Raw genomic sequence first — 16,716 nt, forward strand, 5'->3', positions numbered from 1 at the left:
TGCTCATCGCGCTCAGGGGCTGCGGCGCGCACCGCGGCGAACATCCGCACGTAGGTGCCGTCGTCAGACCAGCGACGGTGGCGTTCCCACACCGATTGCCACGCCCCGAAGTGATCGGGCAGGTCACGCCACGGCGACCCGGTGCGGTACCGCCAGATGATCGCCTCGAGCGTCAGTCGGTGGTCATTCCACGGCCGGCCCTGATGACCGCCGGCAGGCAGCACCGGCTGGATCAACTCCCACAACTCGTCCGGGATCTCGTCGGTACGCAACATTCGTCCAGCGTCGCCCACCAACCCGCCAATCTTTGGCAGACACGCTCTAGTCAGCGGCGCTGTGCTGCCAGCCGTCCCCGTGCTCCCGCAGGGGCGCCGGGGCCGGGCCGCCCCGCCCCCGGCCGAGCACAGCGGCAGAGGGCAGGATGGGGGCATGACTGCACCAGGCACAGGCGGGCAGCGCCCCCAGCAGGTCCTCGTCGTGGGCCCCGACGGGCAGCCGGTCGGGTCGATGCCCTTCCCCGCGGACGGCGAGGGCTCCGAGGACGGCGCCGCCGGGATCGGCGACCTCGTCGAGCAGCCGGCCAAGGTCATGCGCATCGGCACGATGATCAAGCAGCTGCTCGAGGAGGTCCGGGCCGCGCCGCTGGACGACGCGAGCCGTAACCGGCTGCGCGACATCCACGCCGCCTCGATCAAGGAGCTGGAGGAGGGCCTGGCGCCCGAGCTGCGGGACGAGCTGGACCGGATCACGTTGCCGTTCAGCGAGGGCGAGACCCCCTCGGACGCCGAGCTGCGGATCGTCCAGGCGCAGCTGGTCGGCTGGCTCGAGGGCGTCTTCCACGGCATCCAGACCGCGCTGTTCGCCCAGCAGATGGCCGCCCGGGCGCAGCTGGAGGAGATGCGCCGCCGGGCGCTGCCCAGCGGCTCGTCGAACGGGCAGCCCGGCGCGGACATCCGCCCCGGTGGCGGTCAGTACCTCTGACCGCCGCCCGGGGCGGCCGGCAGCGGGGTGTCCTCCGGTCGGGTGGACCGGTGAGCGTCTCGTCGTCCTGACCGGGCAGTCCGGCGCGGACGGCCGCCGGTACCGCTGAGCCGGCGGGCTCCTCAGCCCAGGGGTAGGCCCTTGACCACCCGGGCCGCCGTCCGTCCGGCCCGCCGCCAGTCCGCCGGGGTGCCGTCGAGGCCGGTGGTGGCCGCCGGGCCGCGCTCGGGCAGCTTGCCGTGGTGCACGGCCGCCGCACCCGAGGCGTCGAGCCCGATCCCGACGTCCAGCCGGGACGCCTGCGCAGCGGCGTGTGCGAGGGCGGTGGCGTCCCCGCCGTCGGGGGCGTCCACCACCTCGGTCGGCACGCCCTCCTCCTCCGCCCCCGCGCACACCTGGCGCAGCACGGCCGGCGGGGTCCCCGGGTGCCGGTACACCAGCACCGCCGGGCGTTCCGCCGACCCGGTCACCTCGTCGGGCCCTGCCCGGCCCGCACCGGCGCGGCGGCGTACGCCCGGACCAGGCCGGAGGCGACCGCGTTGCGGGGTCCCTCGGTGCCCAGTACGTTGCCCGTGCCGCACACGATCCCGTGGGGGGCCAGCGCGTCGGCGATCATGTCCGGGATCTCGAAGTCCAGCGCCGAGCCGCCGAGCAGGACGACGAACTCCAGCGCCCGCAGGTTGCCCGCCGGTGCCACCTGCCGCAGCGCCCGCAGTGCGTTGACCACGAACACCCGCCGCTTGGCCTCCCGGCGCACCCGGCGGACGGAGTCCAGACCGTGCCGGGTGGGCACCGGCGCCGGACCCTCGGGCGTCAGCACCACGACCCGCGCGTAGACGTGCGGCGGCAGCGGCTCGTCGAAGAACTGCACCGTGCCGTCCTCGTGGCGGATGTGGAAGAAGCTCTCGACCTTCGCCAGCGGGAACCACTTGACGCCCTCGGCGACCTCCCGGTCACCCAGGGCGAGCTCGGAGTCGATCAGCTTGGTGACCAGTTCACCGGCGCCGGCGACGTGCACGGCCGTGCACTTGCCTTCGCGGGTGAGCAGCGCGGCGTCGGTCGAGCCGCCACCCAGGTCGAGGACCGCGACCGGCCGGTCGACGCCCGGCGTGGTCAGCGCACCGTTGACGGCCATCTCCCCCTCGATGCCGCCGATGGCGGCCTCGGCACCCAGGCCCTCGGACACCAGGTCGGCGACCAGTTGCATGCGGCTGCGGCTGGTGCGCACCATCGCCGCGAGGGCGACGGCGTTCTCCAGGGCCACCTCCCCGGCCAGGCCGCCGCGCACCTCCGCCGGCACGAACGTGTCCACCGCCAGCACGTCGCGGATGGCGATGTCGGACACCGGGACGGCGGGCTGCCCGGGGGAGTCCATGACGTCGGCCATGGTGTCGCGGACCTGCGCGAGCATGCCGCCGACGTGGGTCCCCGGCTCGCCGTGGGCGTCGTCGAGCGGTTGCGCCCGGGCGACCGCGTCCATGATCGCCTCCGCACCGGCGTCGACGTCCACCCGCAGCGTCTTGCCCGCGCCGCGCAGCACCAGCTCGCCGACCGGGATGCGCCGGTCGGTGACGTCCCCGGACGGCGTCCGGACCACCACCGCCGACCGGTTGCCGGTCAGCGCGCGGGCCACCGGGGAGACCTGCCGGGTCTCGGCCGGGTCCAGCCCGAACACGGTGGCCAGGCCGTAGGAGTTCGACAGGGTCCTGATCGTACGGCCCGGCGCCGCCACCTCGACGGCGGCCAGCATGCCCAGCGGGACCTTTTCCACGGCGGCGACCTCGTCCACCACGGGAACCGGCCGGACCAGCCGGTTGGTGACCAGGACGGCGTCGTCGCCGGCCAGGATCGCGGCCACCACCTCCACGCCGCTGCCGACCGCGGCGTTGATCGCTGCGGCGGCGTCGTCGAAGTCCCAGCCGGGCGGCACGACGCACACCACCGGCTGACCGGGCTCCTGCTCACCGAGTTCGCCGATCGACCTGGTGGTGCCGACGCCGAGGCCCTCCCCGCCCGGGGTCGTCGGGTTGTGCCCGATCATCGTCGACTCGGTGATGATGGTCTCGGTGATCGTCTCCATGGCCAGTCCGCTGATCACCGGCGTGGCCTCGTTCAGCAGCACCCTGTGCACCTCGCCGGCGCTCCGGCCGCCGCGGGCCAGGGCCCCCCGGATCGCGGACAGCGCGCCCGCGGTGTTGTCCGGCGTGCCCTTGACGCCGGTGGTCCGGGTCAGGTTGGTGCCCAGGTAGGAGATCGACCCGTCCGGGCCGATCTCGGCCAGACACGCCTCGGTCGTGGAGTTGCCGATGTCGACGCCGACGACCAGCTGCGTCCCCGGCGGGCCGTCGTCCCGCGTGCTCACCTCAGCCGGCGGTGCCCGGTCCGAAGACTGCCTCGACCTCCACCGGCCCCCGGTCGCCCTCGATGCACTCGAACTCCTTCAGATGGAGCAGCGCGGCCTTGGCCTGCCAGCGGGGGCGCGCCATCTGGTCGTTGCGGGTGGGCACCGGCTGCGGCGACTCGCCCTTGGCGTACTGCGCGGCATTGGAGCCGATCATGCGGAACACCGCCGCGTCCAGCAGCGGCGACTGGGGGAAGAGCTCCAGGTTGCTCAGCCGGGCGAGGTCCTTCTGATGGATCATCGTCGTTCCGCGGGACAGGATCCCCACGGAGATGCCCGACCCCGACAGCTTCGCCCCGATGTGCGAGATGGCCGCCAGGTCCGCGGTGTCCCGGACCCGGATCAGCCGGGCCGTCACTCCCTGCTCCTCGATTCCGGCCATCAGCTGGCGCAGCACCTCGGCGTGCGGGACGTCGACGATGGTCTTGCTGAAGTGGCCGGCGAACGCCGGGGACAGGGCCACGACGACCTCGTCCTCGCGGGTGCCGCGCCGGGCCGGACCGATCTCCCGGAGGCTGACCGTGCGTCCGGGCTGTGCGGCCGTGGCCGGAGGAGTGGTCATGGCTCAGCCCACCTCGGTCTCGGGGTTCGTCGAGGACGTGACATGGCGCAGCTTCTTCAGCTGCTCCCAGCGCTCGCCCTCGAGCCGGTAGCCCGTGCCCGGACCGGCGTAGTCGTTGGGGTCGTTGATCGCCGACAGCGGAACGAAGTCGGCGGTGAGGACGGCGGAGGTCTGCAGCAGGTCTCCCGACACCCGCTGGCGCAGCACGGTCAGCAGGTTCTCGGCGACGTCGTGGAAACCGGACGACTCCAGACCCTTGACGAGGTCCAGCCCGGTGATCCCGCGGTCCATGACCGACTGCGCCCCCTTCAGGTCGGAGAGCACGTCGCGGAACGGGTAGTCGTTCGAGGAGTTGGCGTAGGTGGCCGCCACCACCTCGTCGTCGGTGATCGGCGGCAGGTCCAGGTGGGCGAAGACCGCCTGCAGCGCGCGGGCCGCCTTCTCGCGGGCCTGCAGGATCTCGTCCTCGCGGACGTGCCGGAGGCCCCCGTCGACCTGGAAGTCGCGCTGGATGGTGTTCCAGTCGTCGAAGTCCTCGGTGTCGAAGTTCGACCCGGCGAACATGTTGTCCGCGTTCGGGACCGACGAGTAGCCGGAGCAGACGAAGTCGGTGCCCGGCAGCAACTGCGGCATGGCCCGCGCGGTGCGGCGCATCGCCGAGTGCGAGAACGACTGGTCGTTGCCCGACGCGCACTCCAGGTCGACCATGCTGGCCACCAGGTTCTCCGCGGCCACGGCGCGCAGTCCGCCCGGCACCGCGCCGGGCACACCGATGCAGCTGATCGAGCCGTTCTGCAGCCCCTGGACCCCGGCTCCCTTGGCCATCAGGACGCAGCGGATCTCGAGGTAGAGCATGGACTTGCCCTCGGCGTTGCCCATCTGCACCTCCGACCCGGTGCCCGAGGTGAAGCGCATCTTGATCCCGCGCGAGGCGTAGGCCGCGGCCAGGAACGCCTTGGACCACGGGGTGTCATCCCCGTCGATGAACACCGACTCCGTGCCGTAGATCGAGATGGTCTCGGCGTACGCCGTGATGCCGCGCATGCCCAGCTCGAGCTCGGTGGCCTCCTCCAGCGCGCACTGGGTGAGCACGCCACCCCGGCCGACCTGGCCGCCCACCTGCAGCGCGATGGCCACGAGAGGTGCGTACCGCAGCACGCCCAGCGTCGTCTCCAGCTCGGCGAACCCGCGCAGGGCGCCCTCGGCGGCGTCGGCGGCGACCTGGATCGGGTTGTCCCGCGCGCTGGTGGAGTGCCCCTGGTTCGCCGGGGTCCGCCGGGCGCGCATCTTCTGCATGCCCTGCATGATCTCCACGACGTTCATCAGCTTGACCACGTCGAGGACCTTGGCCGGGGTGAGCCCCCGGGTCACCGCCAGGACCGCGTTCCGGGAGACGCTCGGGTTGATCAGCATGCGCGCGATCTCGGCGGAGGGGATGGCGTTGGACTCCTCGGCGGAGGCCACGTCGATCGCGTGGTTGGCGATGAAGGTGTCCATGAAGTCGAAGTCGTCGCGGAGCTTGCCGTCGAGTTCGACGATCTGGCCACCCGCCACCCGCACGCTGGGTGCCGGGTCGAAGGCGCTCTCCATGGCGACGAGACCCTTCTCGGGCCACTCCTCGACGAACCCGTCGAGGTTGACGGGGCGGGCCTCGAGGATCTCGGTCCGCAGCGACTGCCGGTGCCCGGTGGACTGTCGGGGCGCGGTGCTGGTCATGTGCGAGGGCCTCTCAGTGGTCAGAGTCGGCAGCGGGGCGGGCGAGCAGGTCGCGTCGCTGGTACACCTCAGCGGCCTCGCGGACCAGGGCCGCGCAGACAGGCGCCGAGTAGGCGCTCTCCAGCCGGTCGGCCAGCTCGGCGAGCCCTGCCCCCGTCGAGGCCCGGGGCCGCAGCGCGTTGTACATCGCCAGCACCTCGGCATCGGGGATCGCGGTCATCTCGGCCGCCCGGCGGAAGTTGCCGGCGAGTTGGGGACGGCCGCTGGCATCGGCGAGCTGGGCCTGCAGCTGGAGGGTCTCGGGGGTGATCCGCAGGTCCTCGGCGGACAGCTCCCCGGACACGACCGCGTCCATGGTCAGCGCCGTGATCGACTTGCCCGTCGGGGTGCGCAGCAGCTCGGGCCGGTTGATCGACAGCGGGTAATCGGCGCTGGTCAGCTCGGTGGTCGGCGCGGTGGTCGGCGCGGTGGTCGGCGAGGTGCCCATCCGGCGTCCTCCTCGGTCGTCGACGTGTCGGAGCCGCCACCGTGACACGCGTCACGTTGCATGTTCGTTGCGTCCCGCCCGCCGCTGCCGGAGCGAGGTGCCCGGCTCGGCGGCGTCCGTCGTGCGGATCGTCGGGAGGGGGTTGTCCCGCGCGGCCGGTGCAGGGTCGGCTGCGGCCATGAGCGCCTCACTGACCCATGAGCAGGCCCGCCGCGTCCTGGACGCCGGGAGCGCGAGAGCCGAGGAGATCGGACAGCCGACGAACATCGCTGTCGTCGACGACGGCGGGCACCTGGTCGCCTTCGGTCGGATGGACGGCGCGATCAAGGCGAGCATCGACATCTCGACGCGGAAGGCGGTCACCTCGATCCTGATGGACCTGCCGACCGCCGACCTCACCGACCTGGTCCAGCCGGGCGCCGAGCTCTACGGGCTCGGGGCGACCGCCGGCGGGATGGTGACCTTCGGTGGTGGCATCCCGCCGGTGCGCGGCGGTGCGACCGTCGGCGCCGTCGGGGTGAGCGCCGGCTCGGTGGAGCAGGACGTCACGGTCGCGACCGCGGCCGCCGCAGCGCTCGACAGCTGACCGGGCGGCGGCGGCCGGCACCGCTACGGCCGCCTGCCCGGCACGCCTGTCCACAGGGCGGCCGACCGGCTTGCCCGGGGCCCGCTCCTGGCACAGGATGCCGGGCAGAGGCGGCGTTGCGCGGCGGAGCCGCCCGGGGGTGCGATGTGTCACGAGAGCGTGCACGGCACGGAAGCCGCTGCCCGGGCGCGGCCCAGGGCGATCCCGCAGTGCACGCACGAGCGCTCGCCGAGGTCTTCGACGCGGTGCTCAGCGACCGGCCGGGCCTTTCCACGCCCCGGCCGGTCGTGTCCGCGTCGTGGCAGCGCAGCCTTGCCGCGCACGTCGACCCCGAACGCCGTACCCCGCCGGTCGTCTACGCGGCCGACCAGGTGGCCGACATCCGGGCGGCCCACCCGCTCAGCGAGTGCCTGCCGGTGCTGCGCAGCACCCTGGCGAGCATCGCCGACGAAGCGATGCATGTCATGCTGGTGACCGACGCCGAGGGCCACATCCTGTGGCGGGACGGTCCCGCCACCCTGCTCTCCCACGCCGACGGGGTCGGGCTGTTCCCCGGCACGCGGTGGAGCGAGACCGCCATCGGGACCAACGCGATGGGCACCGCGCTCGCCGTGGACGGGCCGGTCCAGATCCACTCCGCCGAGCACCTGGTCCGCACGTACCACCCCTGGACCTGCGTGGCCGCCCCGGTCCACGACCCGGATACCGGCGCCATCCTCGGCGCCGTGGACATCAGCGGGCCGCTGCACACCGTGCACCCGGCGCTCCTGCAGCTCGTGTCTGCCACGGCGCGGCTCGCCGAGAGCGAGCTGCGCGCGCGGCTGGCGGTCGCCGACGATCGGCTGCGGATGCGCCTCCTGCCGCAGCTGGCCGCCCTCGGCGGCGCCGCGGGCGCGCTGGTGACCCCGGGCGGCCGTGTCCTGGCCGGGCAGCCCTACGGCTGGTGGCCCGACCGGGTCGACCTCGGCGAGGGAGTGGACCGGGTCCTGCGGGTCAACGGACGCGAGGTGCTGGTCGAGCCGCTCGGTGGGGCGCACCTGCTGCGCGCCGTCACACCGACGGCCACGGCCGGGGGCCGGAGCGCCGCCAGGCCGCTCGCGCTGCGGCTGATGGGCGACGGGGTGCCGAGCGCGGTCGTCGACGGCCGGTCGATCCCGCTGACGCTGCGCCTGGCGGAGGTCCTCGCGCTGCTGGCGTTGCACCCCGAGGGGCTCACCGGTGAGCAGCTCGCCTTCCTCGTCTACGGCGACGCCGGCAATCAGACCACGGTCCGCGGTGAGATCCGCCGGCTGCGCGCGCTGATCGGCCCGGACTCGTTGCGCACCCGGCCCTACCGGCTCGTGCCCACCGTCGACAGCGACTTCGCCCTGGTGCACCGGGCCCTGGAGGCGGGGAGGGTCGACGCCGCCCTGCACGCCTGCTCGGGGGCACTGCTGCCGCGGTCGGACGCGCCGGCGGTCCGGGAGCTGCGCGACGAGCTGGTGGCCGGGCTGCGCCGCGCCGTGCTGGCCGCCGGCGACCTCGACCTCCTCGAGGCGTTCGCCGGGCACCCGCTGGGCCGCAACGACCTCGAGGCCCACGACCGGCTGGTCGAGTCCCTCCCGCCGGGTGATCCCCGGCTGGGCAGGGTCGCCTTCCGGCGATCACGGCTGCAGGCCGACTGAGCGCCAGGGCGGGAGCGGCTCAGTCCCGGGGCAGACCGGCCAGGAACGCGGCGACGCCGTCGGCGTCGTTGGTGCCGGTGCCGTCGGTCGCCGCGGCCAGCACCTCGGGGTGGGCGTGCGCCATGGCGACCGCCCGGCCACCGCCCTCGCGCACCCAGTCGAAGGCGGCCACGTCGTTGGGCATGTCGCCGAAGTAGACGACCTCCCCCGGCTCCACACCCAGGTCAGCGGCCACCCGGGCCAGCCCGCTGGCCTTGGTGACCCCGAGGGCGGAGATCTCCGCGAGGGCGTCGGAGGAGGAGTTGGTGACCGTCGCCCGGTCGGCCACGACCTCCTCGACCAGCGTCACGAACACGTCCCGCGGCATCGACTCGTGCCGGGCCAGCAGCTTGGCGGCCGGCTGCGCCACCATCTCCTCCAGCGTCGCCACCGCGACACCGGGGACGTCGACGTCCCAGCGCGGGCGGTACACCGGCTCGTGCCGGAACTGGTCGCCGTACTCGACGGCGAACCAGACGGTGGGCTCCCGGCGCCGCAGTTCGGCGGTCACCTCCTGCAGCACCTCCGGGGAGATGCCGTGCTCGTCGAGCACCGTGAACGGCTCCAGGTCCAGCAGTACGGCCCCGTTGCAGCAGATGGCCGTCCCGGAGCCGAGCACCTCGCGGATGCCGAGCATCCAGCGCGGTGGGCGGCCGGTGGCCAGCACGAGCGGGACGCCGGCGTCCCGCCAGCGGCCGAGCTCGGCGCGGGTCTGCTCGCTGATCGTCTCGTCGCTGCGCAGCAGCGTGCCGTCCATGTCGCTGGCGATAAGCCGCGGACGCCAGTCAGACACGGGGCCCACCGTCCAGGAACAGAGCCTCCAGGTAGCGGGCAACGCCGTCCGCGTCGTGCCCGCTGGTGAGTCCGCCCGCCGCCGCGCGCACCGCGGGGTGGGCGTTGGTGACGGCGACCGCCCGGCCGCCGGCTGCGGTGACGGCGTCGATCATCGGCAGGTCGTTGGGCATGTCGCCGAAGACCAGGACGTCGCCGAGCCCGATCCCGTAGCCGGCCAGCACCACCTCCAGGCCACTGGCCTTGGTCACCCCCGGCGGCAGGACTTCGATGAAACCGAGCCCGGCGTGGGTCAGCTCGGCGACGGCGGGGTCCACGACCTGCCGCGCCCGGGCGAGCAGCTCGTCCTGGCCCAGGGAGGCCGACCGGAGGAAGACCTTGAGCACCGCACCGACCGGCAGCACCTCGTGCCGGGGCAGCAGGTGGGCGGGCTCGGGGTAGGGCCAGTCGAACCCGTGCTGCACCCGGAGCGGTTCGAGGGCCTCGGCCTGCTCGGCGGCGTCCTCCACGGCCACGATCAGCTCGCCGGTGACGTCCTCGATCGCCGCGATAACGCTCTTCGCGACGTCGCGGGGCATGCCCACCGTGCGCAGCACCTCGTCCCGGTCACCGTCGGTGCCGAACCGGACGACGTAACCACCCTGGGCCAGCACGGCGATCCCACGCCCGGCGAGCGCCCCGCGCACGCTCTCCAGCAGTCGCGGACCCCGCCCGGTCACCCCGACGACCGGGATGCCGGCGTCCCAACAGGCGGTCAGCGCCGCGCGGGTACGGGCGGTGACCTCGCCGGTGGAGGTGAGCAGCGTGCCGTCGAGGTCGCTGGCCACCAGCTTCGGGCGCCAGCCGGCCAGCTGCGCCGGCAGCCCGGCGAGGTCGACGACGTCCTCCGAGCCGTTCGCCACATGTGGTGCGGTGAGCGCGTTGGCCGCCCGGGCCGGGAGGTGGGCCGTCATGCGACGGGCGCGCCGGCGGGCACCGCCACGAGGCTCATCCCGGGCGTGAGAACCGCATGCCCGCCCAGCCACGGCCGCAGCGCCGCCGGGACGTGCACCGAGCCGTCGGCCTGCTGGTGCACCTCGAGCAGGCAGGCGATGGTGCGGGCGATCGCGCACAGCGTGCCGTTCAGCGTGGCCACCGGCTGCGGGCGGCCGTCGGCGTCACGGGAACGGATGGCCAGCCGGCGGGACTGGAAGGTGGTGCAGTCCGAAGTGCTGGTGAGCTCGCGGTAGGTGCCCTGGCTCGGGAACCAGGCCTCGATGTCGAACTTGCGCGCGGCGCTGGTGCCCAGGTCGCCGGCGGCGATGTCGACCACCCGGTAGGGCAGCTCGAGCGCCTGGAGGAACTCCTCCTCCCACTGCAGCAGCCGGCGGTGCTCGGCCGCGGCCTCCTCCGGCGGGCAGAAGCTGAACATCTCGACCTTGTCGAACCAGTGCACGCGGATGATGCCGCGGGTGTCCTTGCCGTACGAGCCGGCCTCGCGGCGGAAACAGGAGGACCAGCCGGCGTAGCGCCGCGGACCGGCCGACAGGTCGAGCACCTCGTTCATGTGCATGCCGGCCAGCGCGACCTCCGAGGTCCCCACCAGGTACAGGTCGTCGCGCTCGATGCGGTAGACCTCCTCGTCGTGCTCGCCGAGGAAGCCGGTGCCCTCCATCGCCTCGGGGCGCACCAGCGCCGGGGCGACCACCGGGATGAAGCCGGCGGCGACGGCGCGGCTGATGGCCAGCTGCGCCAGCGCGAACTCCAGCAGCGCGCCCGGGCCGGTGAGGAAGTAGAAGCGGGCGCCGGAGACCTTCGCGCCGCGCTCCATGTCGATCGCCCCGAGGGCCTCGCCGATCTCCAGGTGGTCGCGGACCGGGAAGTCGTAGCTGGGCACCTCGCCGACGGTGCGCAGGGTGACCGCGTCGTCCTCACCGCCGGGCGGCACGTCGGGGTGGACGACGTTGGGGATGCGCAGGTGCAGCGCCCTGAGCGCGGCGTCGGCGGCGCGCTCGACGTCCTCGGCGTCCTTGACCGCGGCGGACAGCGCCTTGGCCCGCTCCAGCACCGCGGGGCGCTCCTCGGGGCTGGCCCCGCGGACGGCCAGGGAGGCCGCCTTCTGCTCGCCGCGCAGGTCGTCGGCGGCCTTGACCGCGGCGCGGCGCTGGGCATCGGCCTCGAGCAGGGCGTCGACCAGGGACTCATCGGCACCACGGGCCCTCTGGCTGGCACGGACGGTGTCGGGGTGCTCACGCACGAGTCGCAGGTCGATCACGGGTCGATCGTAGGTGGCCGGGCGCACGCCCCGGCCCCGCAGGCCCGGACCGCACGCCCGGCCTCGCCGATCCCCCTGCGCATCCCGTGCTGCCCGCCAGCTAGGCTCGCCCCGCATCACGGGAGCTCGGCGAGACCGGGCTGAGAGGGCGGCTGTCTGGCCGCCGACCGACTGAACCTGTCCGGGTAATGCCGGCGAAGGGACTCCAGATGTTCGTCGTCCACCTGTCGTTCCTGCCCGCGCCGGTGCACCGGTGACCGCCGACCCGGGTGCCGCCGCGACCGGCCTCCTCCGGGACGAGTTGGACCTGAGGCTGCAGGCGCTGATCGAGCGGGCGCCGGAGCCCGGCGGTCCCGACGCGCGGGCCCAGGACGCGGAGTTCGGCCGGCTCGCGCTGGAGCTGTTCGCCTTCCAGTACGAGCACAACGTCTCCTACCGGCGGTTCTGCCGGGTGCGGGGGGCCGAGCCGGGGCGCCTCGGGGACTGGACGCAGATCCCGCCGGTCCCGCTGACGGCCTTCAAGGAGCTGCCGCTGGCGGTCCAGCCGCCGGCGGAGGCCGCGGCCGTCTTTCTGACCAGCGGCAGCACCGATCCCGCCCGCCGGGGGCGCAACCACCATCCGCACCTGCACCTGTACGACGCCTCGCTCAGAGCCAACTTCGCCGCCTCCTTCCTGCCCGACCTGGACCGGATCCGGCTGCTGGTCCTCAACCCACCGCCGGCCACGCAGCCGCACTCCTCCATCGCCTACTTCTTCGGCCGGTTGGTCGACTTCTTCGGCGCCCCTGGGAGCGACTTCTTCGTCGACGACCACGGGGTGCAGGTGTCGGCTCTGACCGCCGCCCTCCGCGAGGCCGAGACGGCCCAGGTGCCGGTGGCGCTCCTGGGCACCTCCTTCGCCTACGTGCACGTCCTGGACGCCCTGGCACAGGAAGGCCTCGCCTTCCAGCTCCCCGAGGGCAGCCGGCTGTTGGACACCGGCGGGTTCAAGGGGCGCTCGAGGGAGGTCTCCCCCGAGGGCTTGCGCGCCGCGTTCGGCGAGCGGCTGGGCATCCCCGACGCCCGGTGCACCAACTACTACGGCATGACCGAGATCAGCACCCAGTACTACGAGAGCGGGCTGGGGGGCGCCGGCCCACGCCCCAAGACGGTGCCCCCGTGGGCGCGGGTCCGGATCGTCGACCCGGTGACCCGGCTGCCGGTGCCCGACGGCCAGCCGGGGCTGGTGGTCCACTACGACCTCGCCAACCGGGGTTCATGCCTGGCCGTGCTGTCCGAGGACACCGGTTACCTGGTGCCGGACGGCGACCCGACCTCGGCCGGTCCGCGGCCCTTCGTCCTGCTGGGCCGGGCGAGTGGGAGCGAGGCCCGTGGCTGCTCGATCGCGGTCGACGAGTTCCTGACCGCCGTCCGGGGCGCGCACCGGTGACCGCCGACCCGGTGGTCGACGACCTCGACAGCTCCCGCGCGGAGGTGCTGGACTCCTTCTTCCTGCCCCAGCTGACGGCTCCGGAGCTCGGCGGGCTGACGTGGGTCACCCGCCGGGTGGACGGCGGTGGGGGCGCAGTGCTGCTGCGTTCGCCGGTCCTCACACCCGACGTGGTCGAGCTGGTCTGCGACCGGCTGCTGGCGGCCCAGGCCGCCGTCCTCGCCGACCGCCCGGTCATGGACATCGCCGAGGTGGTGGGGCGCGCCGTGGCCCGCTGGTACGACCCGGACCACCCGGGGCGGCGGCTGGCCGAGCGCCTCCTGCCGCAGATCACCGGATACGCCCCCGACATGGTCCGGCGGGGCCTCAAAGATCACCTGAAGACCTTCCGCGCAGACCGGCTGCTGCGGTTCCTGGCGGCCGACTTCGACAATCCGCTCGTCCTCGACGGCTTCCAGCCCAACCGGGCCGGTGGCCGGTCGCGCGCGTTCGGGCCGCGGCTGACCACCCAGGTCTTCGCGGGCAACGTGCCGGGCCTGCCCGCCTGGAACATCATCTGCGCCCTGCTGGTGAAGTCTGCGACGCTGGGGAAGTCCGCGTCGGGGGAACCGCTGTTCCCCGTCCTCCTGGCCCGGAGCCTGGCCGAGGAGGACCCCGACCTCGGCCGGTGTCTGGCTGTCGCGCCCTGGCCAGGCGGAGCCGCGGACGTCGAGGCCGCCGCGTTCGCGCGCAGTGATGCCGTCACCGTCACCGGCGGGCAGGCCGCGGTGCAGAGCGTCACGGCGCGCGTTCCGACCGGAGTGCCCGTGATCGCCTATGGGCACAAGGTCAGCTTCGCGGTGGTGGGCCGGGAGGCTCTGGCGCTCAACCGTTATCCCGACACCGCGCGACGCGTCGCGCGGGACGTGTCCCAGTACGACCAGCAGGGGTGCCTGTCGCCCCACGTGGTGTTCGTCGAGCGGGACGGCGGGGTCGACCCGCAGACCTTCAGCGCCGCCCTGGCCGGCGAGATGGCCCGGTTCGAGGTCACCCGGCCCCGCGCCCGCCTCGGTCTGGCCGACAGTGCGGCGATCGAGCAGGTCCGGGCGCAGTACGAGTTCCGCTCCTACGACGACGCGGCGGGCGTCGCCCTGTTCGCCAGCGATGGGACGACCGCGTGGACCGTCGTCCACGAGGAGCGACCGGCCGCCTTCACGCTGTCCCCGCTGAACCGGGTCGTGCGGGTCCACCCCGTCTCGGACGTCGCCGAACTGGAGCCACTGCTGGCACCGGTGCGCCGGTACCTGCAGACCGCCGGCGTCGCGTGCGCCCCCGAGCGACTGACCGGCTGGGCCGAGGTGCTGGGCCGGTGCGGGGTGGACCGGATCTGCGCCGTCGGCCAGATGCCCGACCCTGCGGCGGGCTGGCACCACGACGGGCGGGGGAGCCTGGCCGCACTGGTGCGCTGGGTGGACATCGAAGGAGCCGCCGAGCTGACGATGGAGAGCTACGACCCCGAGTGGACCCGTCCCGGCGCGGCGTCCGGCACGCGGAACGGGCGGGAGGGGTTGTGAACGCCCCGGCTGCTTCCGAGCTCCCGGACGGTGTGTCGGGACTGGGCCGCAGCGACCTGCTGGCCGGTCGGGTGGCGGTGGTCACCGGAGCCAGCCGCGGCATCGGTGCCGCGATCGCCCGGGCGCTGGGCGCACACGGCGCGGCTGTCGCGGTGAACTACCTGCGCAACGCCGACCGCGCACGCCAGGTCGTCCGGGACATCCAGCAGCTGGGCGGGCGGGCGGAGTCCTTCGCCGCGGACGTCACCGATGCCGCCGCCGTGGCCGACATGGTCGCCGCCGTCGCCGAGCGCTTCGGGCCGGTCGACGTCGTGGTGAACAACGCGCTGCACAGCTACACCTTCGACCCGCTGAGCCGCCGCACCGCCTGGGACATCCCCTGGGCGGACTACTCGGCGCAGTTCACCGGCAGCGTGGGCGGCGCCTACACCGTGTGCCAGGCCGCGATACCAGGGATGAGGGCTCGCGGGAACGGGCGGATCATCACCATCGTCAGCGACCTGATCGAGCGACCGGGCGTGCCGTACCACGACTACACGACGGCCAAGGCCGCCGTGGTCGGGTTCTCCCGCAACCTGGCCGCGGACCTCGGGCCCTTCGGCATCACCGTCAACTGCATCGCTCCGGGCCTGGTCCCCGGAACCGACTCCAGCGCGGTGGCCACCGACGAGCAACGGGACGACCTGGAGTCCGCGACACCGCTGCGGCGTCTGACCACTCCCGCCGACGTGGCGGGCGCGGTGCTGTTCTTCGCCAGCCGGTGGTCCGACCACGTCACCGGGGCGTGCCTGTTCGTCGACGGCGGGCTGGTGATGCGCTGATGCCCGAGGAGTCCGTGGGCGGGGTGGAGGAGCGGCTGCCGCCGGGCCGGCACGGTCTGCTCGCGGCACAGCAGGTGCTGGTGTCCAACGTGTGGCTGGACCCTCTCTACATCGCCGGCGCCGGTGGGCTGAGCGCCGCGCTGGCGACCAACCTGCTCATCGCCACCTTCCTGGGCGCGGGGCTGGCCACGCTGGTGCAGAGCACCCGGCTGGTCCGGCTGCCGGTGGTCGAGGGCCCGTCCTCGGCGTTCGACCCGCTCGCCATCGGCTACGCGAAGGCCGGCGACCTGGCCGCCGCCAGCACCGGCCTGCTCATCGCCGCGGGCCTGGTGCTGGTCGCCGCCCTGACCGGGGGCGTGGCCCGGCTCCGTCGGGTGCTCGGTGGAGCCGTCCCGGCAGTCGTGATCACCCTGGTCGGGATCTCGCTGGCCAGCTTTACGGTGCAGGAGTTCTTCGGCAACCCGGGCACGGCGGACTTCGCATCCGCTCCGACGCTGCTGCTGGCCGGGGCCACCACCGCGGTCGTCGTCGTCGGCAGCGCGGCCGGGCCCCGGTTCCGTGCCTTCTGCTTCCTGGCCGCCCTGGTCACCGGTGACGTGCTGGCGCTGCCGCTCGGCCGGTTGGACTTCTCCCCGGTGGCCCAGGAGCCGTGGTTCCGGCTGCCCTCCCCACTGCCCTACGGCGGGCTCACCTTCGACCTCGGGATCACCGTCACCATGGTGATCGTCTTCCTCGTCGCCGTGGTGGAGGCACTCGGCCTGTACGAGGCGACGGCGGACCTGACCGGCGCTCCGCTGAGCTCCCGGCAGGCCGGCCGGGGGGTTGCCGGCGAGGCCGCCGGCTCGGCGGTGTCCGCGCTGGCCGGCGGGTTCGGCACGACCGCCTACGCGCAGAACCTCGGGGTGATCCGGATGACCGGCGTCGCCAGCCGCGCCGTGGTGCGCACCGCGGCGGTGGTCTTCCTGGTCCTGGCCTTCGTGCCCAAGCTCGCGGCGGTGCTGGTGGCCACACCTGCCCCCGTGGTGGGTGGGTTGTTCCTGCCCGCCGCGGCGACCGTGCTGATGAGCGGGCTGCACCTGGTGGTCCGCGACCGGGGACGCCCCGAGCGCAACCTGGTGGCGCCGCTGAGCATCCTGGTCGGCGTCGGGGTGCCGACGATGAGCGGCTCCTTCACCGGCTGGCCCCCACTGCTGGCCGAACTCGCTTCCTCGCCACTGATCGTCGGAGCGGTCGTCGTGGTGGTCCTGGAGGTGCTCGTCAGCCTGGTTCCTGACGCCCTGCGACGCCGACGCTCCGCCCGGTCCCCCGCCCGGCCGATGGACCCAGCGGGCATGGCACCCGGCGAGAGCGGTGCGGACCGTCCCTGACGACTCCTCGCGACGGTGACCGGCCGGGCCGGTCCCTGCTGCGCCGGCAGGGAGGTGCGGTGCG

Annotated in this window: 16 protein-coding genes and 1 riboswitch; of the genes, 7 read left to right on the forward strand and 9 right to left on the reverse strand. The window is 73.8% G+C overall.

The annotated features are described in order from the left end of the window. The coding region (locus BLW04_RS26935) for a transposase (RefSeq protein ID WP_175484083.1) at window positions 1-275 on the reverse strand (275 nt) is incomplete at its 3' end. A gap of 154 nt (window positions 276-429) precedes the next feature. Here BLW04_RS26935 and BLW04_RS19160 point away from each other — a divergent pair. Next, window positions 430-981 (forward strand): bacterial proteasome activator family protein, encoded by a 552-nt coding sequence (locus BLW04_RS19160; RefSeq protein WP_091545878.1) that lies wholly within the window; start codon window positions 430-432, stop codon window positions 979-981. Window positions 982-1,103: 122 nt separating this feature from the next. Here BLW04_RS19160 and BLW04_RS19165 read toward each other — a convergent pair whose 3' ends face one another. Genes BLW04_RS19165 through BLW04_RS19185 form a run of 5 tightly spaced genes read right to left on the reverse strand, consistent with a single transcriptional unit; the run spans window position 1,104 to window position 6,147 of the window. Next, window positions 1,104-1,451 (reverse strand): glycerol dehydratase reactivase beta/small subunit family protein, encoded by a 348-nt coding sequence (locus tag BLW04_RS19165; protein WP_091545881.1) that lies wholly within the window; start codon window positions 1,449-1,451, stop codon window positions 1,104-1,106. Then, complete coding sequence (locus BLW04_RS19170; RefSeq protein WP_139306916.1) at window positions 1,448-3,343, reverse strand: diol dehydratase reactivase subunit alpha; 1,896 nt, start codon at window positions 3,341-3,343, stop codon at window positions 1,448-1,450. The genes BLW04_RS19165 and BLW04_RS19170 overlap by 4 nt, the downstream gene beginning before the upstream one ends. A 1-nt stretch (window position 3,344) precedes the next feature. Continuing rightward, window positions 3,345-3,944: a propanediol/glycerol family dehydratase medium subunit gene (locus BLW04_RS19175; protein ID WP_091545884.1), complete on the reverse strand. Its 600-nt coding sequence runs from the start codon at window positions 3,942-3,944 to the stop codon at window positions 3,345-3,347. 3 nt (window positions 3,945-3,947) lie between these two features. Beyond that, window positions 3,948-5,660, reverse strand: coding sequence for a propanediol/glycerol family dehydratase large subunit (locus tag BLW04_RS19180; RefSeq protein ID WP_091545888.1), 1,713 nt, complete (start codon window positions 5,658-5,660; stop codon window positions 3,948-3,950). A gap of 13 nt (window positions 5,661-5,673) precedes the next feature. After that, window positions 5,674-6,147, reverse strand: a complete 474-nt coding sequence (locus BLW04_RS19185; protein ID WP_091545890.1) for a diol dehydratase small subunit — start codon at window positions 6,145-6,147, stop codon at window positions 5,674-5,676. A 178-nt stretch (window positions 6,148-6,325) separates the two neighbouring features. Here BLW04_RS19185 and BLW04_RS19190 point away from each other — a divergent pair, with 178 nt between their 5' ends. Both BLW04_RS19190 and BLW04_RS19195 read left to right on the forward strand, forming a co-directional pair. After that, window positions 6,326-6,733, forward strand: a complete 408-nt coding sequence (locus BLW04_RS19190) for a GlcG/HbpS family heme-binding protein (RefSeq protein WP_091545893.1) — start codon at window positions 6,326-6,328, stop codon at window positions 6,731-6,733. A gap of 209 nt (window positions 6,734-6,942) precedes the next feature. Next, entirely contained in the window at window positions 6,943-8,397 is a 1,455-nt protein-coding gene (locus tag BLW04_RS19195; RefSeq protein ID WP_091545897.1) for a GAF domain-containing protein, read from the forward strand. A 19-nt stretch (window positions 8,398-8,416) separates the two neighbouring features. Here the strand turns inward: BLW04_RS19195 and BLW04_RS19200 are convergent, their stop codons facing one another. From BLW04_RS19200 to serS, 3 genes are read right to left on the reverse strand one after another with little or no spacing between them, the layout of a single operon-like run. Beyond that, window positions 8,417-9,229 (reverse strand): HAD family hydrolase, encoded by an 813-nt coding sequence (locus BLW04_RS19200; protein WP_091545966.1) that lies wholly within the window; start codon window positions 9,227-9,229, stop codon window positions 8,417-8,419. Further along, window positions 9,222-10,181, reverse strand: coding sequence for an HAD family hydrolase (locus tag BLW04_RS19205; RefSeq protein ID WP_091545900.1), 960 nt, complete (start codon window positions 10,179-10,181; stop codon window positions 9,222-9,224). Before BLW04_RS19205 ends, BLW04_RS19200 begins: the two co-directional genes overlap by 8 nt. After that, complete coding sequence (gene serS / locus BLW04_RS19210; RefSeq protein WP_091545969.1) at window positions 10,178-11,482, reverse strand: serine--tRNA ligase; 1,305 nt, start codon at window positions 11,480-11,482, stop codon at window positions 10,178-10,180. Before serS ends, BLW04_RS19205 begins: the two co-directional genes overlap by 4 nt. A 108-nt stretch (window positions 11,483-11,590) precedes the next feature. After that, window positions 11,591-11,701, forward strand: a riboswitch (TPP riboswitch). Window positions 11,702-11,735: 34 nt separating this feature from the next. Here serS and BLW04_RS19215 point away from each other — a divergent pair. Genes BLW04_RS19215 through BLW04_RS19230 form a run of 4 tightly spaced genes read left to right on the forward strand, consistent with a single transcriptional unit; the run spans window position 11,736 to window position 16,652 of the window. After that, window positions 11,736-12,911, forward strand: coding sequence for a LuxE/PaaK family acyltransferase (locus BLW04_RS19215; RefSeq protein ID WP_091545903.1), 1,176 nt, complete (start codon window positions 11,736-11,738; stop codon window positions 12,909-12,911). Beyond that, complete coding sequence (locus tag BLW04_RS19220; RefSeq protein ID WP_091545907.1) at window positions 12,908-14,464, forward strand: acyl-CoA reductase; 1,557 nt, start codon at window positions 12,908-12,910, stop codon at window positions 14,462-14,464. The genes BLW04_RS19215 and BLW04_RS19220 overlap by 4 nt, the downstream gene beginning before the upstream one ends. Next, window positions 14,461-15,285, forward strand: a complete 825-nt coding sequence (locus BLW04_RS19225; protein ID WP_217631122.1) for a 3-oxoacyl-ACP reductase — start codon at window positions 14,461-14,463, stop codon at window positions 15,283-15,285. Before BLW04_RS19220 ends, BLW04_RS19225 begins: the two co-directional genes overlap by 4 nt. Further along, the gene (locus BLW04_RS19230; RefSeq protein ID WP_091545911.1) at window positions 15,285-16,652 is read left to right on the forward strand and encodes a uracil-xanthine permease family protein; all 1,368 of its coding nucleotides are present in this window, start codon (window positions 15,285-15,287) and stop codon (window positions 16,650-16,652) included. The genes BLW04_RS19225 and BLW04_RS19230 overlap by 1 nt, the downstream gene beginning before the upstream one ends. Window positions 16,653-16,716: the final 64 nt, after the last annotated feature.

The sequence above is a fragment of the Modestobacter sp. DSM 44400 genome (assembly GCF_900107175.1).
In the GTDB taxonomy this organism is placed as follows: Bacteria; Actinomycetota; Actinomycetes; order Mycobacteriales; family Geodermatophilaceae; genus Modestobacter.